Here is an 18,448-nt window from a genome sequence, read left to right on the forward strand (position 1 = left end):
CGGCTTTTGGTTTGTCCGGCGGACATTGAAAAGGCGGCGACAAGAAAATGAGATAAATTAGTCTGAGTGCCGTCGCGCCACTCGTCTAGGAGTGACGGCGGGAATGGCCTGCCGGTTTCGAGAGGAGACTAAAATGCAATTCCTGGTCGCAATTCACCTGCCTGACGACTTCGACCCGTCCAAGGAGGCCCCTTCGACAATCAAGGATATTTCCGCTCTCAACGAGGAGATGATCGCCAAGGGGGTTCGCGTGTTTGTGGGGGGCCTGCAGACCGCCACGCGCGCCAAGACCATCCGCGCGCGCAACAATGGCGGCATGGTGGTTACCGATGGGCCGTTCGTGGAAGCGAAGGAGCATGTCGGCGGTTTTTGGGTGCTCGAATGCGAAAGTTTTGACGAGGCCCTTGAATGGGGGAAGAAGGCGACGGTCGCGTGCCGCGCGCCGGTGGAAGTGCGGCAGTTCATGGAGGTGCCGCCGGAGCGGTTGAAGGCACGGGCGGAAGCGGAGGCGCGGGCGGCGAAGTAGCGGGCTGCGTCATCGGGCCACGACCTCGTGGTTCGAGGCTACGCTGGCGCTTCGCACCTCACCATGAGGTCTACTGGGAAACAAAAAAGGGCGGCCACTGGGGCCGCCCTTTGAATTTGGGAGAAGCGAAGCTTATGCAGCTTCGGATTCTTCTTCGTTGTACTGGACCGGACCGGAATCGAGGCCCTTGGCGTTGACGTCGCGGTCAACGAATTCGATGACGGCCATCGGCGCGTTGTCGCCATAGCGGAAGCCGGCCTTCAGGATGCGGATATAGCCGCCCTGACGTTCGGCATAGCGCGGGCCGAGAACGGCGAACAGCTTTGCAACCTGGCCTTCGTCGCGGATCTGCGCGATAGCCTGGCGGCGAGCGTGCAGGTCGCCGCGCTTGCCGAGGGTGATCAGCTTCTCGACGATCGGACGCAGGTCCTTGGCCTTGGGAAGCGTGGTAACGATCTGCTCGTGCTTGATCAGCGCGGCGGACATGTTGGCGAACATCGCCTTACGGTGGGAAGCGGTACGGCTGAGTTTGCGGCCGCGATTACCGTGTCGCATGGGTTATCTCCTAAAGTCTTGGGCGGCGCCGGATCAATAATGATCTTCGTAGCGCTTAGCGAGGTCATCGATATTCTCGGGCGGCCAATTGGCCACGTCCATCCCGAGATGAAGCCCCATCTGTGCCAGGACTTCCTTGATTTCATTGAGCGACTTGCGGCCGAAATTCGGGGTCCGCAGCATCTCGGCTTCCGTCTTCTGGATAAGGTCGCCGATGTAGACGATGTTGTCGTTCTTGAGGCAGTTGGCCGAACGGACAGACAGTTCGAGCTCGTCGACCTTCTTGAGCAGCGCCGGGTTGAAGGCGAGTTCCGGGACAGCGTCCTGGGCCTTTTCCTTGGTGGGCTCTTCGAAATTGACGAAGACCGAAAGCTGGTCCTGAAGAATGCGCGCAGCATAAGCCACTGCATCTTCCGGCGAAATGCCGCCATTGGTTTCGACGGACAGCGTCAGCTTGTCCTTGTCGAGGCTTTCGCCGGCACGGGTCGCATCAACCTTGTAGCTGACACGGCGCACAGGCGAGAACAGGGCGTCGACCGGAATATAGCCAATCGGCGCGTCTTCCGGACGGTTCTTGTCGGCAGGAACATAGCCCTTGCCGGTATTGACGGTGAACTCGATGTTGATCTCGGCGCCATCATCGAGATGGCAGATCACGAGTTCGGGGTTCAGCACTTCGATATCGCCGGAGACTTTGATGTCGCCAGCGGTCACGGCGCCCGGACCCTGCTTGGAGAGAGTGAGACGCTTCGGGCCTTCGCCACCCATCTTGATGGCGATTTCCTTGACGTTCAGCACGAGGTCGGTGATGTCTTCCCGAACGCCGGGAAGCGACGAGAATTCGTGCAGAATGCCATCGATCTGGATAGCGGTTACCGCCGCGCCCTGAAGCGACGACAGCAAGACGCGACGCAAGGCGTTGCCAAGGGTCAAGCCATAGCCGCGCTCAAGCGGCTCGGCCATAACCGAAGCATGACGCGAGTCAGCGCCATCCGAAACAATCTCCAGCTTGGTCGGCTTGATAAGTTCCTGCCAGTTCCTCTGGATCGTCACGGTATTGTCCTTTCAAATTCGCGGCCTGACGAGGCCGCACCGCCGCAAACACAATAGAACCCCTGGCCCCGGGGCCAGGAGTTTACCAAGTGGTCTAGTCTTTAGACGCGGCGCCGCTTGCGCGGACGGCAACCGTTGTGCGGAATCGTGGTCACGTCGCGGATGGAGGTGACATTGAAACCAGCAGCCTGAAGAGCGCGGAGCGCAGATTCACGGCCCGAACCGGGACCACGCACTTCGACCTCAAGGGTCTTCATGCCATGTTCCTGAGCCTTCTTTGCAGCATCTTCGGCAGCAACCTGGGCAGCATAGGGGGTCGACTTGCGCGAGCCCTTGAAGCCCATCACGCCCGACGAGGACCACGAAATCGTGTTGCCCTGCATGTCAGCGATGGTGATCATGGTGTTGTTGAAGGAAGCGTTCACGTGTGCAACGCCAGACGTAATGTTCTTGCGTTCCTTGCGCTTGACGCGCGTCGTATCAGTCTTTGCCATTCAGGTCCTCTGGGGTATCGGCGCTGCCGTAATGCCAGCAGCTCCACCAAGGATTAAGCGGATCAGGATTTTGGCTTCTTCCCCGTAGGGAACCGGCCAAAATTCTATCCGCCGCGTCCAATTCAAATTGCCAGCCTGCACATGCAGGCCGGAATTACTTCTTCTTGCCGGCGATCGGCTTTGCCGGACCCTTGCGGGTACGAGCATTGGTATGGGTGCGCTGACCGCGGACCGGAAGGCCACGGCGGTGACGCAGGCCGCGGTAGTTGCCGAGGTCCATCAAACGCTTGATGTTCATGGCAACGCTACGGCGAAGATCGCCTTCGACGACATAGTCGCGATCGATCGCTTCACGGATCTGGATCACTTCGGCGTCGGTCAGTTCGTTGACGCGACGCTCAGCCGGAATACCGACCTTGGTAGTGATTTCATTGGCGAACTTTTCGCCGATCCCGTGAATGTACTGCAGCGCGATTACAACGCGCTTGTTCGTCGGGATATTGACGCCAGCAATACGAGCCACGTCTGCTCTCCTTCATTCAACACGCGCCATCGCGGCGGGTGTCATTCAAACAACAAGGGACCGGATTTCGATCCCCAACCAAATGGGAGAACCGAACCCAGCCCAATAATCCATGAGACTGGTGCGGTTCTTTAAGGATTCGACAAGGCGAAGTCAACTGCTTCGCCTTGTCGAAGATTAGTTAGGCAGGGCTGCCTTTATGGCCGCCGTCACCGCATCGACCGGCTCCATGCCGTCTACGGGGCGCAAGAGACCCTTTTCGGCATAGAAAGCCACGAGAGGCGCAGTCTGCTCCTGATAGACGTCGAGGCGCTTGCGCAGCACTTCCTCGTTATCGTCGGCGCGGGCTCCACCCGATTCCTTGCCGCGCTGGATAACGCGACGGACCAGTTCATCGGCATTGGCCTTGATCTCGATGACAGCATCGAGGGCCACGCCCTTGTCCTTGAGCATGCCAGCGAGGGCTTCGGCCTGCGCGATGGTGCGCGGGAAACCATCGAGGATGAAACCAGGCTTGCAATCGTCGGCATCGAGTCGCTCGGACACGATACCATTGACGATTTCGTTGGAGACGAGATCGCCCCGATCGACGATCGCCTTGGCTTCGAGCCCGAGGGGCGTCTTGGCGGCGATAGCGGCCCGCAGGATGTCACCAGTGGACAATTGCGGGATGCCGTAGGCCTCAACCAGAATTTTTGCCTGCGTGCCCTTCCCCGCCCCTGGCGGTCCCAACAGGATCAGTCTCATCGGCGCTTGCCCCCTCCAAGGCGAGATTTCTTCAACAGCCCCTCATATTGCTGGGCCACGAGATGGCTCTGGATCTGGCTGACCGTATCGAGGGTCACCGTCACCATGATCAAGAGCGAGGTACCGCCAATGAACTGGCTGACCGCCAGCTGGCTGAACATCACTTCGGGAATCAGAGCCACCACAGTGAGATAGAGTGCACCGACAACAGTGATGCGCGTCAACACATAGTCGATGTGCTGGGCGGTGCGTTCACCCGGACGAATGCCCGGAATGAAGCCGCCGGAGCGCTTGAGATTGTCCGCGGTCTCGGTCGGGTTGAACACGATGGCCGTGTAAAAGAACGCAAAGAAGATGATGAAGAACGCGAACAAAGCCAGATAAAGCGGCTGGCCACGGCCGAGAAGCGCGGTCACCGTGGTGAGCCAGCTTGGCGCGTTACCCTGAGCGGCAAACGACGCGATGGTCGCGGGCAGCAAGAGGAGCGAGGAGCCGAAAATCACGGGGATAACGCCCGAGGTGTTGAGCTTCAATGGCAAGTGCGAGGACTCGCCCTGGAACATCTTGTTGCCCACCTGACGCTTCGGATACTGAATCAGCAGCCGGCGCTGGGCGCGCTCGAAGAAGACGATCAAGGCGATCACCACCAAAGCGAGGACGATCATACCAAGCGCCGCAAAGCCGGGAATAGCGCCCGTACGGCTGAGCTCCAGGGTCTGGGCAATGGTCGAGGGCAGGTTTGCCACGATGCCGGCGAAGATGATCAGCGAGATGCCGTTGCCGACGCCGCGCGAGGTGATCTGCTCACCCAGCCACATCAGGAACATGGTACCGCCGACCAGCGTAATCACGGTCGAGAGGCGGAAGAACCAGCCGGGATTGAGAACCACGCCCTGGCTGCCTTCGAGGCCCACGGCAATGCCATATGCCTGAACGGCGCAGAACACGACCGCCAGATAGCGCGTGTACTGGTTCATCTTGCGGCGCCCGGCTTCACCCTCTTTCTTGAGGGCTTCGAGGCGCGGCGAGGCCGTGGCGATCACCTGCACGACGATCGACGCCGTAATGTAGGGAATGAGGTTGAGCGCGAAGATGGCCATACGTTCCACGGCGCCGCCGGAGAACATATTGAACATCCCGATGATGCCCTGCTGGCTCTGCTCGAAAGTCGCGCGGAACGCGTCAGGGTCAATGCCCGGAACCGGAATGAAGGTGCCCAAACGATAAACAAGCAGCGCGCCCAGAGTGAACCAGATGCGCTGCTGCAGGGCTTTCGCCTTGGAGAAGGTCGAGAATGAGAGATTGCGAGCTAGCTGCTCGGCTGCGGACGCCATACTTCGCTCCCTAGAGTCTGATATGAGCTGAACGCATCAAATCGGCGGCTCTAAAATTTCGTTGCCGCAGGGATTTCGCGAAAAACGCCTGGCATTTTCCGCCCCTGCTCCGTGGCTTTGAGGCCAGGCGCGCTCGGAGCGCCCAAGGAGCATATAGGACTGCCACCCCGACGCAACAAACCAAAAAGGCGCACCCGACCGCAAGGCCGGGTGCGCAAAGCCAAATTACTTGGCAGCGTACGGGGTCTTCTTCCAGGTTTCCTTGGCCGGGATCAGATCGACCTTGCCACCGGCAGCTTCGACAGCGGCCGCAGCACCCTTGGAAACGTGATCAACCTTGAAGGTAACCTTCTTGGCCGTGAAACCTTCCGCGCCGATCAGACGCACGCCGTCCTTGGGACGACGGATAACGCCGGCAGCGACGAGCGCTGCTGCGTCGACCACGCCCTTAACGTCCAGCTTGCCGCTGTCGATATAGGCCTGGATACGATCGATGCGAACCTGGTTCCAATCCTTGGGGTTCCAAGAATTGAAGCCACGCTTCGGCATACGCATGTGAAGGGGCATCTGGCCGCCTTCAAAGCCGTTGATCGCGACACCGGCACGGGCCGTCTGGCCCTTGCCGCCACGACCACCGGTCTTGCCAACGCCGGAGCCGATACCACGGCCAACGCGAACGCGGACCTTGTTAGCGCCGTCGTTGTCGCGAAGTTCGTTCAAACGAGTCATTGATCGCGCTCCCTCTTACTCGCCGATTACGCGGACGAGGTGCGTGACCTTCTTGATCATGCCACGGACTTCGGGCGTATCAATCAGCTCGCGCTCTTTGTTCATCTTGTTCAGCCCGAGACCGATCAGGGTCGCGCGCTGGCTCTTTTCGCGGCGGATCGGGGAACCGACCTGCTTCACGGTAATCATCTTCTTGTCAGCCATTGTGCTTCTCCGTTCCTACGGGCTCAGGCTTCGACTGCAGTCTCGCCGCGGCGAGCTTGCAGTTCGGAGACCTTGAGGCCGCGGCGGGCAGCCACGGCGCGGGGGCTATCAACGCGCTTGAGAGCGTCGAAAGTCGCGCGGACCATGTTGTACGGGTTCGACGTACCGGTGGACTTGGCGACGATGTCGTTGATGCCCAGGGTTTCGAACACAGCGCGCATCGGGCCGCCGGCGATGATGCCGGTACCGGCAACGGCTGCACGCAGCACGACCTTGCCGGCGCCGTGGCGGCCGGTGATGTCGTGGTGAAGCGTACGGGCGTCACGCAGCGGCACGCGGATCATCTGGCGCTTGGCCTGTTCCGTTGCCTTGCGGATCGCTTCGGGAACTTCACGGGCCTTACCGTGACCGAAACCAACGCGACCCTTCTGGTCACCCACAACGACGAGGGCTGCGAAACCAAAACGCTTGCCGCCCTTAACAACCTTGGCCACACGGTTGATGTGGACCAGGCGATCGACGAACTCGCTTTCGCGTTCTTGAACGTCTCTGCTCATAATGTTTTTCCTCGCCGCTGTTAGAACTGCAGACCGCCCTCACGGGCAGCATCTGCAAGGGCCTTAACACGGCCGTGATAAATGTAAGCGCCGCGATCGAAGATCACTTCGGCAACGCCAGCCTTCACACCGCGCTCGGCGATCAGCTTGCCGACAACAGCGGCAGCTTCAGAAGTGCCGCCGCTCTTGATCGAGCCGCGCACGTCCTTCTCGAGGGTGGAAGCCGCAGCCAGCGTACGACCATTCGCGTCGTCGATGATCTGGGCGTAGATATTCTTGTCCGAGCGGAAAACGCTGAGACGGGCGCGACCAAAGGCACGAGCCTTGAGCGCCTTGCGGACACGAGCCTTGCGGCGGTCTGCACCTTTTGCACTGATAGCCATAGGTGGCGCTCCTTACTTCTTCTTGCCTTCTTTGCGGAAGACCTGCTCGCCGGCGTAACGCACGCCCTTGCCCTTGTAGGGCTCGGGGGGACGCCAGCCGCGGATCTCCGCAGCGACTTGACCGACCTGCTGCTTATCAATGCCGGTGATGACGATTTCAGTCGGAGCCGGCACGGCCAGGGTGATACCCTTGGGAGCCGCATAGATCACTTCGTGGCTGAAACCGAGCGAAAGCTTGACATCCTTGCCCTGCAGCGCGGCGCGATAACCAACGCCCTGGATGGCCAGCTTCTTCTCGTAACCAGCGCTCACCCCGGTGACCATGTTCTGGATCAGCGCGCGGGTGGTGCCCCAGGCAGCACGAGCTTCACGGGTGTCGTTAGCGGGGGTGATGACGATGCCATCCGAACCCTGCTCAATATTGACGATATCCATGAGCGTGAGGCTCAGTTCGCCCTTCGGGCCCTTGGCGGAGACGTCGCGACCATTGATCGTGACCGTAACGCCATTAACCGGGGCCACCGGTTTCTTGCCAGTACGTGACATTCTATATCCTTGAGTAATCGTCTTACCGCGCAGACAATGCGCGTGAAAGTGCCCGAAAACGGAGCCGACCAGCGTTTCCGAGAAACGTTGATCGCGCTCCTATCAGTTTTTGCCGCACTTACAACAGGAAAGTGGAAACCACCCGCCCTCGAAGTGCTTCAATGAGCTTCGGGCCCACACGCATTAGAATACGCGGCAGAGTACCTCGCCACCAACGTTAGCAGCTTTGGCTTCGTGGTCGGCCATCACACCCTTGGGGGTGGAGAGGATCGAAACACCGAGGCCGTTAGCCACCTGAGGAATATTCTTAACCGACGCGTACACGCGGCGGCCAGGACGGGAAACGCGCTCGATGGTGCGGATCACGCCTTCATTGTCCGAATACTTGAGTTCGATTTCGTATTCGGCAGCGCCGTTCTCGAACTTGGTCTCCGAATAGCCGCGGATAAAACCCTCGGACTGGAGAACGTCCAGCACGCGACCACGAAGGGTCGATGCCGGCGTCGAAACGGAATTCTTGCGACGCTCCTGAGCGTTGCGGATGCGGGTCAGCATATCGCCGATGGGATCGGAAAAGCTCATTTATGTCTCTCCTTACCAGCTCGACTTAACCAGACCCGGGATCTGACCCAGGTTGCCCAGCTGACGCAGGGCGATACGGCTCATCTTGAGCTTGCGATAGTAGCCGCGCGGGCGACCGGACACTTCGCAACGGTTGCGAACGCGAACCTTTGCGGAGTTGCGCGGAAGTTCGGCCAGCTTGAGGGTGGCCTTGAAGCGCTCGTCGATGGACAGAGTCTGGTCCTTGACGGTCGCCTTGAGCTCGGCACGCTTGCCAGCATACTGCTTGGCGAGCGCAGCGCGCTTGTTGTTCTTCTCGATGGAGCTGGTCTTTGCCATATCCTGATCCTTTATCCCTTCCCTGCCCGCTTACTGGCGGAACGGGAAGTTGAAAGCGCGCAAAAGAGCACGAGCTTCATCATCCGTCTTGGCCGTCGTGGCAATCACGATATCCATGCCCCAAACCTGATCGATCTGATCATAGTTGATTTCGGGGAAAACGATATGTTCCTTGAGGCCCATGGCATAGTTGCCACGACCATCGAAGGAGTTCGGATTGAGGCCACGGAAGTCGCGGACGCGCGGCAGTGCGATGGTCACCAGACGATCCAGGAACTCGTACATGCGCGTCTTGCGCAGCGTGACCTTCACGCCGAGCGGCATTTCTTCACGGACCTTGAAGCCTGCGATCGACTTGCGGGCATGAGTGATAACCGGCTTCTGGCCAGCGATCTTCTCAAGCTCGGCAGCAGCCGACTTGACCTTCTTGGTGTCGTTGACGGCTTCGCCAACGCCCATGTTCAGAACGATCTTGTCGAGCTTGGGCAGCTCCATGACGTTCTTGTACTCGAACTGCTTGGTGAGTTCGGCACGAATGGTTTCGTCATAGTAGGCGCGCAAGCGCGGAATGTAGACGGTCTCAGCCATCGATCTGGTCTCCGGTCGACTTGGCGACGCGGGTCTTCACGCCGTCCTTGATCTGGAAACCGACGCGAGTCGGCTTACCAGCCTTGTCAGCAACGGCCAGGTTCGACAGGTGGATCGGCGCTTCCTTGGTGAAGATGCCGGAATCCTGCGAGGCAGTCTGCTTCTGATGCTTGCGGACAAGGTTGATACCCTGAACAAGCGCCTTGGTTTCGGTGGGGATCACGGACAGGACCTGACCGGTCTTGCCCTTATCCTTGCCAGCCAGGACGACGACCTTGTCGCCCTTCTTGATCTTGGAGGCCATTACAGCACCTCTGGGGCGAGCGAGATGATCTTCATGTGGTTGCGAGCGCGGAGTTCGCGCGGAACCGGTCCGAAGATACGGGTGCCGATCGGCTCTTTCTGATTGTTAATCAGAACCGCGGCGTTCTTGTCAAAACGGATGACGGTGCCATCGGGACGGCGGATGTCGGTTGCGGTGCGAACGACCACAGCCTTCATTACCTGGCCCTTTTTAACACGGCCGCGCGGAATAGCGTCCTTGACCGAAACGACAATAATGTCGCCGACCGAGGCGTATTTGCGGTGCGAGCCGCCCAGCACCTTGATGCACATAACTCGCTTCGCGCCGGAATTGTCGGCGACGTCGAGATTGGACTGCATCTGGATCATAACTGGATGCCTTCTAGTTGAATCGGCAGCACCGTCACCCGGCGCGCCGACCTAATTGAAATTCTCTTACGCCGCAGGAACAAGCGCCCAGCGCTTGTTCTTACTGATTGGCGCGGTTTCTTCGATCCACACGATATCACCGATCTTGGCCACATTGGCTTCATCGTGAGCGTGATACTTCTTGGAACGACGCACTGTCTTCTTCAGAAGGGGGTGCGTGAAACGGCGCTCAACACGGACCACGATGGTCTTGTCGTTAGCGTCGGAGACAACAGTCCCCTGCAAAACGCGCTTTGGCATGGGTTTTATTCCTTACTTAGCTGCGTTCTGTTGGCCGAGGATCGTCTTGATCCGCGCGATATCGCGGCGGACTTCCTTGACCCGGGCCGGCTTTTCCAACTGCTGGGTAGCGCGCTGGAAACGCAGGTTAAACTGTTCTTTCTTAAGGTCGACGAGCTGATCTTTCAGTTCGTCTGCGGTTTTGCTCCGCACATCACTGGCTTTCATGCTCGTGTCCTTAGTCGACAATGCGCGTAACGATGCGCGTGGTGATCGGCAACTTCATTGCTCCGAGGCGAAGCGCCTCCTTTGCAACGTCTTCGGGTACGCCGTCAATCTCAAAAACGATGCGACCCGGCTTTACGCGTGCCGCCCAGTACTCCACCGAACCCTTACCCTTACCCATTCGGACTTCGGTAGGCTTCTTGGAAACCGGCAGATCCGGGAAAATCCGGATCCAGACACGACCCTGACGCTTCATCTCACGAGTGATAGCGCGACGGGCCGCTTCGATCTGGCGGGCGGTTACGCGTTCCGGCTCAGTGGCCTTGAGTGCGTAAGAGCCGAATGCCAGATCAGTACCACCCTTGGCCAGGCCATGGATGCGGCCCTTGTGGGCCTTACGGAACTTAGTACGTTTCGGTTGCAGCATAATCGTTCAACCTTCTTATGCGCGTTCGCGATCGCGGTCGCCGCGTTCACGACGCGGTTCGCGCTCGGAACGCTGGCCACCATCACCGCTACCTTCAGTAGCGCGACGCTCATGGGCGGACGGATCATGCTCAAGGACTTCGCCCTTGAAGACCCAGACCTTGATGCCGATGATGCCATACGTGGTTTCAGCTTCAGCCGTGCCGTAGTCGATATCGGCGCGGAGCGTGTGCAGCGGCACACGGCCTTCGCGGTACCATTCGGTACGGGCGATATCGGCACCGCCAAGACGGCCACCAACGTTGACGCGGATGCCACCGGCGCCCATGCGGATTGCAGTCTGCACTGCACGCTTCATGGCACGACGGAAAGCAACGCGGCGTTCCAGCTGCTGGGCAATGCCCTGCGCAACCAGCGTCGCATCGGTCTCAGGCTTGCGCACTTCAACGATGTTGATGTGCACTTCGCTGTCGGTGAACTTCTTCACCTTGGCGCGGATCTTGTCGATGTCAGCGCCCTTCTTGCCGATCACGATGCCCGGACGGGCAGTGTGGATCGACACGCGGCACTTGCGGTGCGGACGCTCGATGACGATCTTGGAGACGGCAGCCGCCTTCAGATCCTTCATCAGCGTGGTGCGGATCTTCAGATCTTCCTGGAGAAGCGTGCCGTATTCACCCTTGTTGGCGAACCAGCGGCTATCCCAGGTGCGGTTGATGCCCAGACGGAAACCAATGGGATTGATCTTCTGGCCCATTATGCGGCCTCCTCAACTTGCCGGACGATGATCGTCAGATGCGAGAAAGGCTTCTGGATCTGCGACGACTTGCCGCGGCCACGAGCCATGAAACGCTTCATAACGAGCGAGTTGCCCACAAAAGCTTCGGCAACGACGAGAGCGTCGGTATCGAGGCCATGGTTGTTCTCGGCATTGGCGATGGCGCTCTCGAGCACCTTCTTCACCTGGCCGGAGATGCGCTTGTGGCTGAATTCGAGATCGGCCAGAGCCTTCTCAACCTTCTTGCCACGGATCAACTGCGCGACGAGGTTCAGCTTCTGAGGGCTGATGCGCAGCATGCGCAGGACAGCCTTAGCCTCGTTGTCTTTGAGAGCGCGCTCAGTCTTTGGCTTGCTCATCTTACTTCCTCTTGGCCTTCTTGTCGGCCGCGTGACCGTAATAGGTACGGGTCGGGGCGAACTCGCCAAACTTGTGGCCGATCATGTCCTCGGTGACGCTCACCGGGATATGCTTCTGGCCGTTGTGCACGCCGAACGTGATGCCGACAAACTGCGGCAGGATGGTCGAGCGACGCGACCAGATCTTGATCACATCGTTGCGGCCCGAGCTCAGAGCCTTCTCGGCCTTCTTGAGCATGTAGCCGTCGACGAACGGCCCCTTCCAAACTGAACGGGTCATGACTTACCTGCCCTTCTTCACGTGACGGCTGCGAACGATGAACTGGTCCGTTGCCTTGTTGGAACGTGTGCGCTTGCCCTTGGTCGGCTTGCCCCACGGAGAAACCGGGTGACGGCCACCAGAGGTACGGCCTTCACCACCACCATGCGGGTGGTCGACCGGGTTCATGGTCACGCCGCGGTTGACCGGCTTGCGGCCGAGCCAACGGTTGCGACCGGCCTTGCCGAGCGAGGTGTTGGCGTGGTCCTGGTTGGACACGGCACCAACGGTGGCGAGGCACGAACCATGGACGCGGCGCTGTTCGCCCGAATTGAGGCGAAGGATCGCCCAACCCTGGTCACGACCGACGTACTGGGCATAGGCACCGGCAGAACGGGCGACCTGGCCACCCTTGCGGGGCTTAAGTTCGACGTTGTGCACGATGGTGCCGACCGGCATACGCTCGAGCGGCATGGCATTGCCCGGCTTCACGTCGACAGTGTTCATCGAGGAGATGACCTTGTCGCCGGCACCCAGACGCTGCGGAGCAACGATATAGGCCTGCTCGCCGTCTTCGTAGTTCACCAGAGCGATCCAGGCGGTGCGGTTCGGATCGTATTCGAGACGTTCAATCGTCCCGACTGCGTCGAACTTTACGCGCTTGAAGTCGATCATGCGGTAAGAGCGCTTGTGACCACCACCACGATGGTAGGCAGTGATACGGCCGGTATTGTTACGGCCGCCGCTCTTGGAGAGGCCTTCGGTCAACGACTTGACCGGCTTGCCCTTCCAGAGTTCCGAACGATCGGTCGTAATAAGGGTACGACGGCCTTCGGAGGTGGGATTATAAGTCTTTAGAGCCATTTTGCTGTCTCTTGTCCCTTAGAGGCCGGTCGAAATATCGATCGACTGGCCGTCGACGAGGGTCACGATGGCCTTCTTAACGTCATTGCGGACGCCAACCTTGCCACGGAAGCGCTTCACCTTGCCCTTGCGGACGAGGGTGTTCACTGCCTTGACCTTGACCGAGAAGAGCTGCTCGACGGCAGCCTTGATCTCGGTCTTGCTGGCATCAATCGCCACGTCGAAAACGACCTGGTTGAATTCCGAAGCCATGGTCGACTTTTCAGTCACGACCGGGTTACGGACGATATCGTAAGCGGCAAGCTTGTTCATGCGAACCTCGCTTCGAGCGCTTCGAGCGCTGCCTTGGTCAGGACGAGCTTGTCGCGCTTCAGGATCGAAACAACGTTGATCCCCTGGATCGGCAGCACGTCGATGTTCGGGATGTTACGGGCGGCCAGAGCAAAGTTCTGGTCGACAGTTGCACCATCGATGATCAGCACGTTGGCCCAGTCGAGCTTGCCGAAGGTGGTGCGCAGCGCTGCCGTCTTGGCTTCAGCCTGAGCAACGCTGTCGATAACGATCAGCGAGCCAGCCTTGGCCTTGGACGAGAGAGCATGCTTGAGCGCAAGAACGCGGACCTTCTTGGGAAGATCGATCGCGTGGCTACGCGGGGTCGGACCGAATGCACGGCCACCACCACGGAACTGGGGAGCCTTGCGATCGCCGTGACGAGCGCCGCCGCCCTTCTGCTTCTTGAACTTCTTGCCGGTGCGCACGCCTTCAGACCGGTTCTTCACGTCATGCGTGCCGGACATAGCCTTGAGCTGCTGGTAGCGAACCATGCGGTGCAGGATGTCAGCGCGAACCTCGAGACCAAAGACATCGTCCTTGAGCTCGATCGTGCCGGCGGCCTTACCGTCGAGAGTGGTTACCTTGAGTTCCATTTACTTGCCTTCTCCCGCAGCTGCGGCCTCGAACGAGCCCGGCAGGGCAACATTCGCGGGAGCCGGCTTCTTGACGGCGTCCTTGACCATGATCCAGGCACCCTTGGAGCCCGGAACCGAACCCTGGATCAGCAGCAGACCGCGCTCCACGTCGGTCTTGACGACCTTGACGTTCTGCGTGGTGATGCGACGATCGCCCATGTGGCCCGGCATCTTCTTGTTCTTGAAGGTCTTGCCCGGGTCCTGACGGCCACCGGTCGAACCGATCGAACGGTGCGAAACCGACACACCGTGGGAAGCGCGCAGACCACCGAAGTTCCAGCGCTTCATACCACCGGCAAAACCCTTACCGATCGACGTACCAGTGACGTCGACAAGCTGGCCCTCGGCGAAGTGGTCCGCCTTGAGGGTGGCGCCAACCTCGATGAGGTTGTCAGCATCAACGCGGAATTCCGCGACGTGACGCTTCGGCTCGACCTTGGCGACGGCATAGTGGCCGCGCTCAGCTTTCGAGACATTCTTGGCCTTGGCCTGGCCTGCGCCGAGCTGCAGAGCAACGTAGCCGTCCTTTTCGACGGTCCGCTGAGCTACCACCTGGCAGTTCTGCAGGGCCAGCACCGTGACCGGAACGTGCGAGCCGTCCTCGGCGAAGATGCGGGTCATCCCCAGCTTCTGTGCGATCAATCCAGAACGCATCGGTTATACCTTCTTGTTGGCGCTCTGCCGGGTCATGACTTCAGAGGACCCATTTGGCGGCAGGCGCGGAATTTTTGTTCTTATTCTTAGAGCTTGATTTCGACGTCGACGCCGGCGGCGAGATCGAGCTTCATCAGTGCATCGACCGTCTGAGGGGTCGGGTCCACAATGTCAAGCAGACGCTTGTGGGTCCGGATCTCAAACTGCTCGCGCGACTTCTTGTCGATGTGCGGCGAGCGGTTGACGGTGAACTTGTCGATGCGGGTCGGCAGCGGAATAGGACCGCGAACCTGGGCACCCGTACGCTTTGCGGTGTTGACGATCTCACGGGTCGACGTATCGAGCACGCGATGGTCAAACGCCTTGAGGCGGATGCGGATATTCTGACCGTTCATCTTCTCAAATCCTGACGGAAAAAGATCGCGGCGCGCTTAATCGCGCGCCGCGAATGTCTCAAAAGGCTTACTTGAGGATCGTGGCGACGACGCCCGAACCAACAGTACGGCCACCTTCACGGATAGCGAAGCGGAGCTTCTCTTCCATGGCGATCGGAACGATCAGCTGAACGTTGATGTTCAGGTTGTCGCCCGGCATCACCATTTCGGTGCCTTCGGGAAGCGTCACGATACCGGTCACGTCCGTGGTACGGAAGTAGAACTGGGGACGGTAGTTGCCGAAGAACGGAGTGTGACGGCCGCCTTCTTCCTTGGTGAGGATATAAACTTCAGCAGTGAAGTCGGTGTGCGGGGTCACGGAACCGGGCTTGCAGAGAACCTGGCCGCGCTCAACCTGAGTGCGGTCGATACCACGGATCAGGGCACCAACGTTGTCGCCAGCCTGACCGCTATCGAGCAGCTTGCGGAACATTTCGACGCCGGTAACGGTCGTCTTCTGGGTTGCCTTGATGCCGACGATTTCGACTTCTTCGCCAACCTTGACGATACCGCGTTCGACACGGCCGGTGACCACAGTACCGCGACCCGAGATCGAGAACACGTCTTCGATCGGGAGGAGGAAGGGCTGGTCAACCGGACGTTCCGGCTGCGGGATGTACGAGTCGACAGCAGCCATCAGCTCGAGAACGGCGTCGTGGCCGAGCTTCTTGTCGGAATCTTCAAGAGCGGCCAGAGCCGAACCCTTGATGATCGGCAGATCGTCGCCGGGGAATTCGTACGAGGACAGAAGTTCACGAACTTCGAGCTCAACGAGTTCGAGCAGCTCAGCATCGTCGACCATGTCGCACTTGTTGAGGAACACGACGAGAGCAGGAACGCCAACCTGACGAGCGAGCAGGATGTGCTCACGGGTCTGGGGCATCGGGCCGTCAGCAGCCGACACGACGAGGATCGCGCCGTCCATCTGGGCAGCACCGGTGATCATGTTCTTCACATAGTCAGCGTGGCCTGGGCAGTCGACGTGAGCGTAGTGACGGTTAGCCGTCTCATACTCGACGTGGGCGGTGTTGATGGTGATGCCGCGGGCCTTCTCTTCTGGGGCCGCGTCGATCTGATCGTACGCCTTGAAGGTCGCGCCGCCGGTCTCAGCCAGCACCTTGGTGATCGCTGCGGTCAGCGAGGTCTTGCCATGGTCAACGTGACCGATGGTGCCGATGTTGCAGTGCGGCTTGGAGCGGGAAAATTTTTCCTTACCCATAGCTTTTCTCCAAATTTGTCAGCGCAAAGGCCGACATACAGTTGAGTTTCTTGACTAGCTTGCGCTGGTTTTAGGCGTACTTGGCCTGGACTTCGTCAGCGACAGCCTGCGGAACCTGTTCGTAGTGATCGAACACCATGGAATACTGTGCACGACCCTGGCTCATGGAGCGCAGCGAGTTCACATACCCGAACATGTTTGCAAGCGGCACGAACGCATTCACGACCTGGACAACACCACGGCCTTCAGTGCCCTGGATTTGCCCACGACGGGAGTTGAGATCGCCGATGACGTCGCCCATGTAGTCTTCTGGCGTGACAACTTCAACCTTCATGATCGGTTCGAGAATTTTCGGACCGGCTTCACGAAGAGCCTCACGGAAGCCTGCACGGCCGGCGATTTCGAAGGCGAGCACCGAAGAGTCGACGTCGTGGTAGGCGCCGTCGGTCAGAGTGACCTTAACGTCGACAACCGGGAAGCCGATCAGCGGGCCTGCGCCCATGACCGATTCGACACCCTTCGAAACGCCCGGGACGTATTCACGAGGAACAGCGCCGCCGACGATGGCGTTGACGAATTCGAGACCCTTGCCGACTTCACCGGGCTCAACCGTGATCTTGATGCGTGCGAACTGACCCGAACCACCCGACTGCTTCTTGTGGGTGTAGTCCTTTTCAGTCTTACGCGTGATCGTCTCACGGTAAGCAACCTGCGGCTGGCCGATATTGGCTTCAACCTTGAACTCGCGACGCATACGGTCGACGAGAATATCGAGGTGAAGTTCGCCCATGCCGGAGATGATGGTCTGGCCGGATTCTTCGTCGGTCTTGACGCGGAACGACGGATCTTCAGCAGCCAGGCGGTTGAGGGCGAGGCCCATCTTTTCCTGGTCGGCCTTGGACTTGGGCTCGACGGAGATGTCGATAACCGGATCCGGGAAGATCATACGCTCGAGGATAACCTGCGAGTTGGTCGGCGCCAGCGTATCACCAGTCGTGGTATCCTTGAGGCCGACGATGGCGACGATGTCACCAGCAAAGGCTTCAGTGATCTGCTCACGGCTGTTGGCGTGCATCTGGAACATGCGGCCGACGCGTTCGCGCTTGCCCTTCACGGTGTTTTCCAGGCTGATGCCAGCTTCGAGGTGACCCGAATAGATGCGGCAGAAGGTCAGCGTACCCATGTGCGGGTCGTTGGCGATCTTGAAAGCCAGCATCGAGAGCGGTTCGCTGTCGTCGGCGTGACGTTCGATCGGCTGCTCGGTCTTGGCATCGATGCCCTGGATAGCAGGAACGTCGAGCGGGGACGGCAGATAGTCGATAACGCCGTCGAGCAGGGGCTGCACGCCCTTGTTCTTGAAAGCCGAGCCAGCAAAGACCAGGAAGAACTTGGCACCGATGACGCCCTGACGGAGCAGGCGACGGATGGTGTCGTTGTTCGGCACTTCGCCGTTCAGGTACGCTTCCATCGCAGCGTCGTCCATTTCGACGGCGGCTTCGACGAGCTGTTCGCGGTACTTGACGGCCTTTTCCTTGAGGTCGTCCGGAATGTCGACGACATCCCACTGAGCGCCGAGTTCTTCGTTGCGCCACACCAGAGCATTCATCTCGATGAGGTCGACAATACCCTTGAATTCGGTTTCAGCGCCGATCGGCAGCTGAACCGGAACGCCACGGGCACCGAGACGCGAACCGATCATTTCCACGCAGCGGTAGAAATCGGCGCCGGTCTTGTCCATCTTGTTGACGAAGATGAGACGCGGAACGTGGTACTTGTCAGCCTGACGCCACACGGTTTCGGTCTGCGGTTCAACGCCAGCATTGGCGTCGAGCAGAGCGACGGCACCGTCGAGCACGCGGAGCGAACGTTCGACTTCAATGGTGAAGTCCACGTGGCCGGGGGTGTCGATGATGTTGAAGCGGTGCTGGGTACCGTTGCGGTCCTTCCAGAACGTGGTCGTAGCGGCCGACGTAATGGTGATACCGCGTTCCTGTTCCTGCTCCATCCAGTCCATGGTCGCGGCGCCGTCGTGGACTTCGCCGATCTTATGGGACTTGCCGGTGTAGTAGAGGATGCGTTCGGTCGTGGTCGTCTTGCCAGCATCGATGTGAGCCATGATGCCGAAGTTACGATAGAGATTAATAGGATATTCGCGTGCCATAGGGCGCTCCT

General features: G+C 59.5%; 30 protein-coding genes. 1 reads left to right on the forward strand and 29 read right to left on the reverse strand.

Going from position 1 to position 18,448, the window contains the following annotated elements; genetic code table 11:
• Nucleotides 1-133: 133 nt before the first annotated feature.
• A complete protein-coding gene (locus ASD83_RS04165) occupies nt 134-526 on the forward strand; it encodes a YciI family protein (protein ID WP_056308217.1) in 393 nt (130 codons plus the stop codon).
• A gap of 132 nt (nt 527-658) precedes the next feature.
• Here the strand turns inward: ASD83_RS04165 and rplQ are convergent, their stop codons facing one another.
• The 29 genes from rplQ to fusA all read right to left on the reverse strand — a co-directional run bounded on the left by rplQ (nt 659) and on the right by fusA (nt 18,437).
• A complete protein-coding gene (rplQ, locus tag ASD83_RS04170; RefSeq protein ID WP_056308219.1) occupies nt 659-1,081 on the reverse strand; it encodes a 50S ribosomal protein L17 in 423 nt (140 codons plus the stop codon).
• A gap of 33 nt (nt 1,082-1,114) precedes the next feature.
• A complete protein-coding gene (locus tag ASD83_RS04175; protein ID WP_056308221.1) occupies nt 1,115-2,134 on the reverse strand; it encodes a DNA-directed RNA polymerase subunit alpha in 1,020 nt (339 codons plus the stop codon).
• 101 nt (nt 2,135-2,235) lie between these two features.
• Nucleotides 2,236-2,628, reverse strand: a complete 393-nt coding sequence (gene rpsK, locus ASD83_RS04180) for a 30S ribosomal protein S11 (RefSeq protein WP_056308223.1) — start codon at nt 2,626-2,628, stop codon at nt 2,236-2,238.
• 154 nt (nt 2,629-2,782) lie between these two features.
• Nucleotides 2,783-3,151 (reverse strand): 30S ribosomal protein S13, encoded by a 369-nt coding sequence (gene rpsM, locus ASD83_RS04185; protein ID WP_056308225.1) that lies wholly within the window; start codon nt 3,149-3,151, stop codon nt 2,783-2,785.
• 177 nt (nt 3,152-3,328) lie between these two features.
• Nucleotides 3,329-3,898, reverse strand: a complete 570-nt coding sequence (locus tag ASD83_RS04190) for an adenylate kinase (RefSeq protein ID WP_056308227.1) — start codon at nt 3,896-3,898, stop codon at nt 3,329-3,331.
• Nucleotides 3,895-5,232 carry a preprotein translocase subunit SecY gene (secY, locus tag ASD83_RS04195; protein ID WP_056308229.1) on the reverse strand — a complete coding sequence of 446 codons (1,338 nt, stop codon included), beginning with the start codon at nt 5,230-5,232 and terminating at the stop codon, nt 3,895-3,897. The genes ASD83_RS04190 and secY overlap by 4 nt, the downstream gene beginning before the upstream one ends.
• A gap of 225 nt (nt 5,233-5,457) precedes the next feature.
• The gene (rplO, locus tag ASD83_RS04200; RefSeq protein WP_056308231.1) at nt 5,458-5,961 is read right to left on the reverse strand and encodes a 50S ribosomal protein L15; all 504 of its coding nucleotides are present in this window, start codon (nt 5,959-5,961) and stop codon (nt 5,458-5,460) included.
• 15 nt (nt 5,962-5,976) lie between these two features.
• Nucleotides 5,977-6,165: a 50S ribosomal protein L30 gene (gene rpmD / locus ASD83_RS04205; RefSeq protein WP_056308233.1), complete on the reverse strand. Its 189-nt coding sequence runs from the start codon at nt 6,163-6,165 to the stop codon at nt 5,977-5,979.
• Nucleotides 6,166-6,188: 23 nt separating this feature from the next.
• Nucleotides 6,189-6,722, reverse strand: coding sequence for a 30S ribosomal protein S5 (gene rpsE, locus ASD83_RS04210; RefSeq protein WP_056308235.1), 534 nt, complete (start codon nt 6,720-6,722; stop codon nt 6,189-6,191).
• Between the two features lie 20 nt (nt 6,723-6,742).
• Nucleotides 6,743-7,105 (reverse strand): 50S ribosomal protein L18, encoded by a 363-nt coding sequence (rplR, locus tag ASD83_RS04215; RefSeq protein ID WP_056308237.1) that lies wholly within the window; start codon nt 7,103-7,105, stop codon nt 6,743-6,745.
• A gap of 12 nt (nt 7,106-7,117) precedes the next feature.
• On the reverse strand, nt 7,118-7,651 hold the full coding sequence (gene rplF, locus ASD83_RS04220; RefSeq protein WP_056308240.1) for a 50S ribosomal protein L6: 534 nt from the start codon (nt 7,649-7,651) through the stop codon (nt 7,118-7,120).
• A gap of 183 nt (nt 7,652-7,834) precedes the next feature.
• Nucleotides 7,835-8,233 (reverse strand): 30S ribosomal protein S8, encoded by a 399-nt coding sequence (gene rpsH, locus ASD83_RS04225; RefSeq protein WP_056308241.1) that lies wholly within the window; start codon nt 8,231-8,233, stop codon nt 7,835-7,837.
• A 12-nt stretch (nt 8,234-8,245) separates the two neighbouring features.
• Entirely contained in the window at nt 8,246-8,551 is a 306-nt protein-coding gene (gene rpsN / locus ASD83_RS04230) for a 30S ribosomal protein S14 (RefSeq protein WP_056308244.1), read from the reverse strand.
• Between the two features lie 30 nt (nt 8,552-8,581).
• Nucleotides 8,582-9,139: a 50S ribosomal protein L5 gene (rplE, locus tag ASD83_RS04235; protein WP_056308246.1), complete on the reverse strand. Its 558-nt coding sequence runs from the start codon at nt 9,137-9,139 to the stop codon at nt 8,582-8,584.
• Nucleotides 9,132-9,443, reverse strand: coding sequence for a 50S ribosomal protein L24 (gene rplX, locus ASD83_RS04240; RefSeq protein ID WP_056308248.1), 312 nt, complete (start codon nt 9,441-9,443; stop codon nt 9,132-9,134). Before rplX ends, rplE begins: the two co-directional genes overlap by 8 nt.
• Nucleotides 9,443-9,811, reverse strand: coding sequence for a 50S ribosomal protein L14 (gene rplN, locus ASD83_RS04245; protein WP_056308250.1), 369 nt, complete (start codon nt 9,809-9,811; stop codon nt 9,443-9,445). Before rplN ends, rplX begins: the two co-directional genes overlap by 1 nt.
• A gap of 66 nt (nt 9,812-9,877) precedes the next feature.
• Nucleotides 9,878-10,111 carry a 30S ribosomal protein S17 gene (rpsQ, locus tag ASD83_RS04250; RefSeq protein ID WP_056308252.1) on the reverse strand — a complete coding sequence of 78 codons (234 nt, stop codon included), beginning with the start codon at nt 10,109-10,111 and terminating at the stop codon, nt 9,878-9,880.
• 12 nt (nt 10,112-10,123) lie between these two features.
• Nucleotides 10,124-10,318: a 50S ribosomal protein L29 gene (gene rpmC, locus ASD83_RS04255; RefSeq protein WP_056308254.1), complete on the reverse strand. Its 195-nt coding sequence runs from the start codon at nt 10,316-10,318 to the stop codon at nt 10,124-10,126.
• 10 nt (nt 10,319-10,328) lie between these two features.
• A complete protein-coding gene (rplP, locus tag ASD83_RS04260; protein ID WP_035080838.1) occupies nt 10,329-10,742 on the reverse strand; it encodes a 50S ribosomal protein L16 in 414 nt (137 codons plus the stop codon).
• 15 nt (nt 10,743-10,757) lie between these two features.
• Entirely contained in the window at nt 10,758-11,498 is a 741-nt protein-coding gene (rpsC, locus tag ASD83_RS04265) for a 30S ribosomal protein S3 (protein WP_056308256.1), read from the reverse strand.
• A complete protein-coding gene (gene rplV / locus ASD83_RS04270) occupies nt 11,498-11,878 on the reverse strand; it encodes a 50S ribosomal protein L22 (RefSeq protein WP_056308259.1) in 381 nt (126 codons plus the stop codon). Before rplV ends, rpsC begins: the two co-directional genes overlap by 1 nt.
• 1 nt (nt 11,879) lies before the next feature.
• A complete protein-coding gene (gene rpsS / locus ASD83_RS04275; protein ID WP_056308261.1) occupies nt 11,880-12,158 on the reverse strand; it encodes a 30S ribosomal protein S19 in 279 nt (92 codons plus the stop codon).
• Nucleotides 12,159-12,161: 3 nt separating this feature from the next.
• Nucleotides 12,162-13,001 carry a 50S ribosomal protein L2 gene (rplB, locus tag ASD83_RS04280; RefSeq protein ID WP_056308263.1) on the reverse strand — a complete coding sequence of 280 codons (840 nt, stop codon included), beginning with the start codon at nt 12,999-13,001 and terminating at the stop codon, nt 12,162-12,164.
• Between the two features lie 18 nt (nt 13,002-13,019).
• Nucleotides 13,020-13,313, reverse strand: a complete 294-nt coding sequence (locus tag ASD83_RS04285; protein ID WP_056308265.1) for a 50S ribosomal protein L23 — start codon at nt 13,311-13,313, stop codon at nt 13,020-13,022.
• Nucleotides 13,310-13,927 (reverse strand): 50S ribosomal protein L4, encoded by a 618-nt coding sequence (gene rplD / locus ASD83_RS04290; protein WP_056308267.1) that lies wholly within the window; start codon nt 13,925-13,927, stop codon nt 13,310-13,312. Before rplD ends, ASD83_RS04285 begins: the two co-directional genes overlap by 4 nt.
• A complete protein-coding gene (gene rplC, locus ASD83_RS04295; RefSeq protein ID WP_056308269.1) occupies nt 13,928-14,623 on the reverse strand; it encodes a 50S ribosomal protein L3 in 696 nt (231 codons plus the stop codon).
• 86 nt (nt 14,624-14,709) lie between these two features.
• Nucleotides 14,710-15,018: a 30S ribosomal protein S10 gene (gene rpsJ, locus ASD83_RS04300; protein WP_056308271.1), complete on the reverse strand. Its 309-nt coding sequence runs from the start codon at nt 15,016-15,018 to the stop codon at nt 14,710-14,712.
• A 67-nt stretch (nt 15,019-15,085) separates the two neighbouring features.
• Entirely contained in the window at nt 15,086-16,276 is a 1,191-nt protein-coding gene (tuf, locus tag ASD83_RS04305; protein WP_056308273.1) for an elongation factor Tu, read from the reverse strand.
• 70 nt (nt 16,277-16,346) lie between these two features.
• Nucleotides 16,347-18,437, reverse strand: a complete 2,091-nt coding sequence (fusA, locus tag ASD83_RS04310; RefSeq protein WP_056308275.1) for an elongation factor G — start codon at nt 18,435-18,437, stop codon at nt 16,347-16,349.
• Between the last annotated feature and the right edge of the window lie 11 nt (nt 18,438-18,448).

This window comes from Devosia sp. Root685 (assembly GCF_001427875.1).
Taxonomy (GTDB): Bacteria; Pseudomonadota; Alphaproteobacteria; order Rhizobiales; family Devosiaceae; genus Devosia.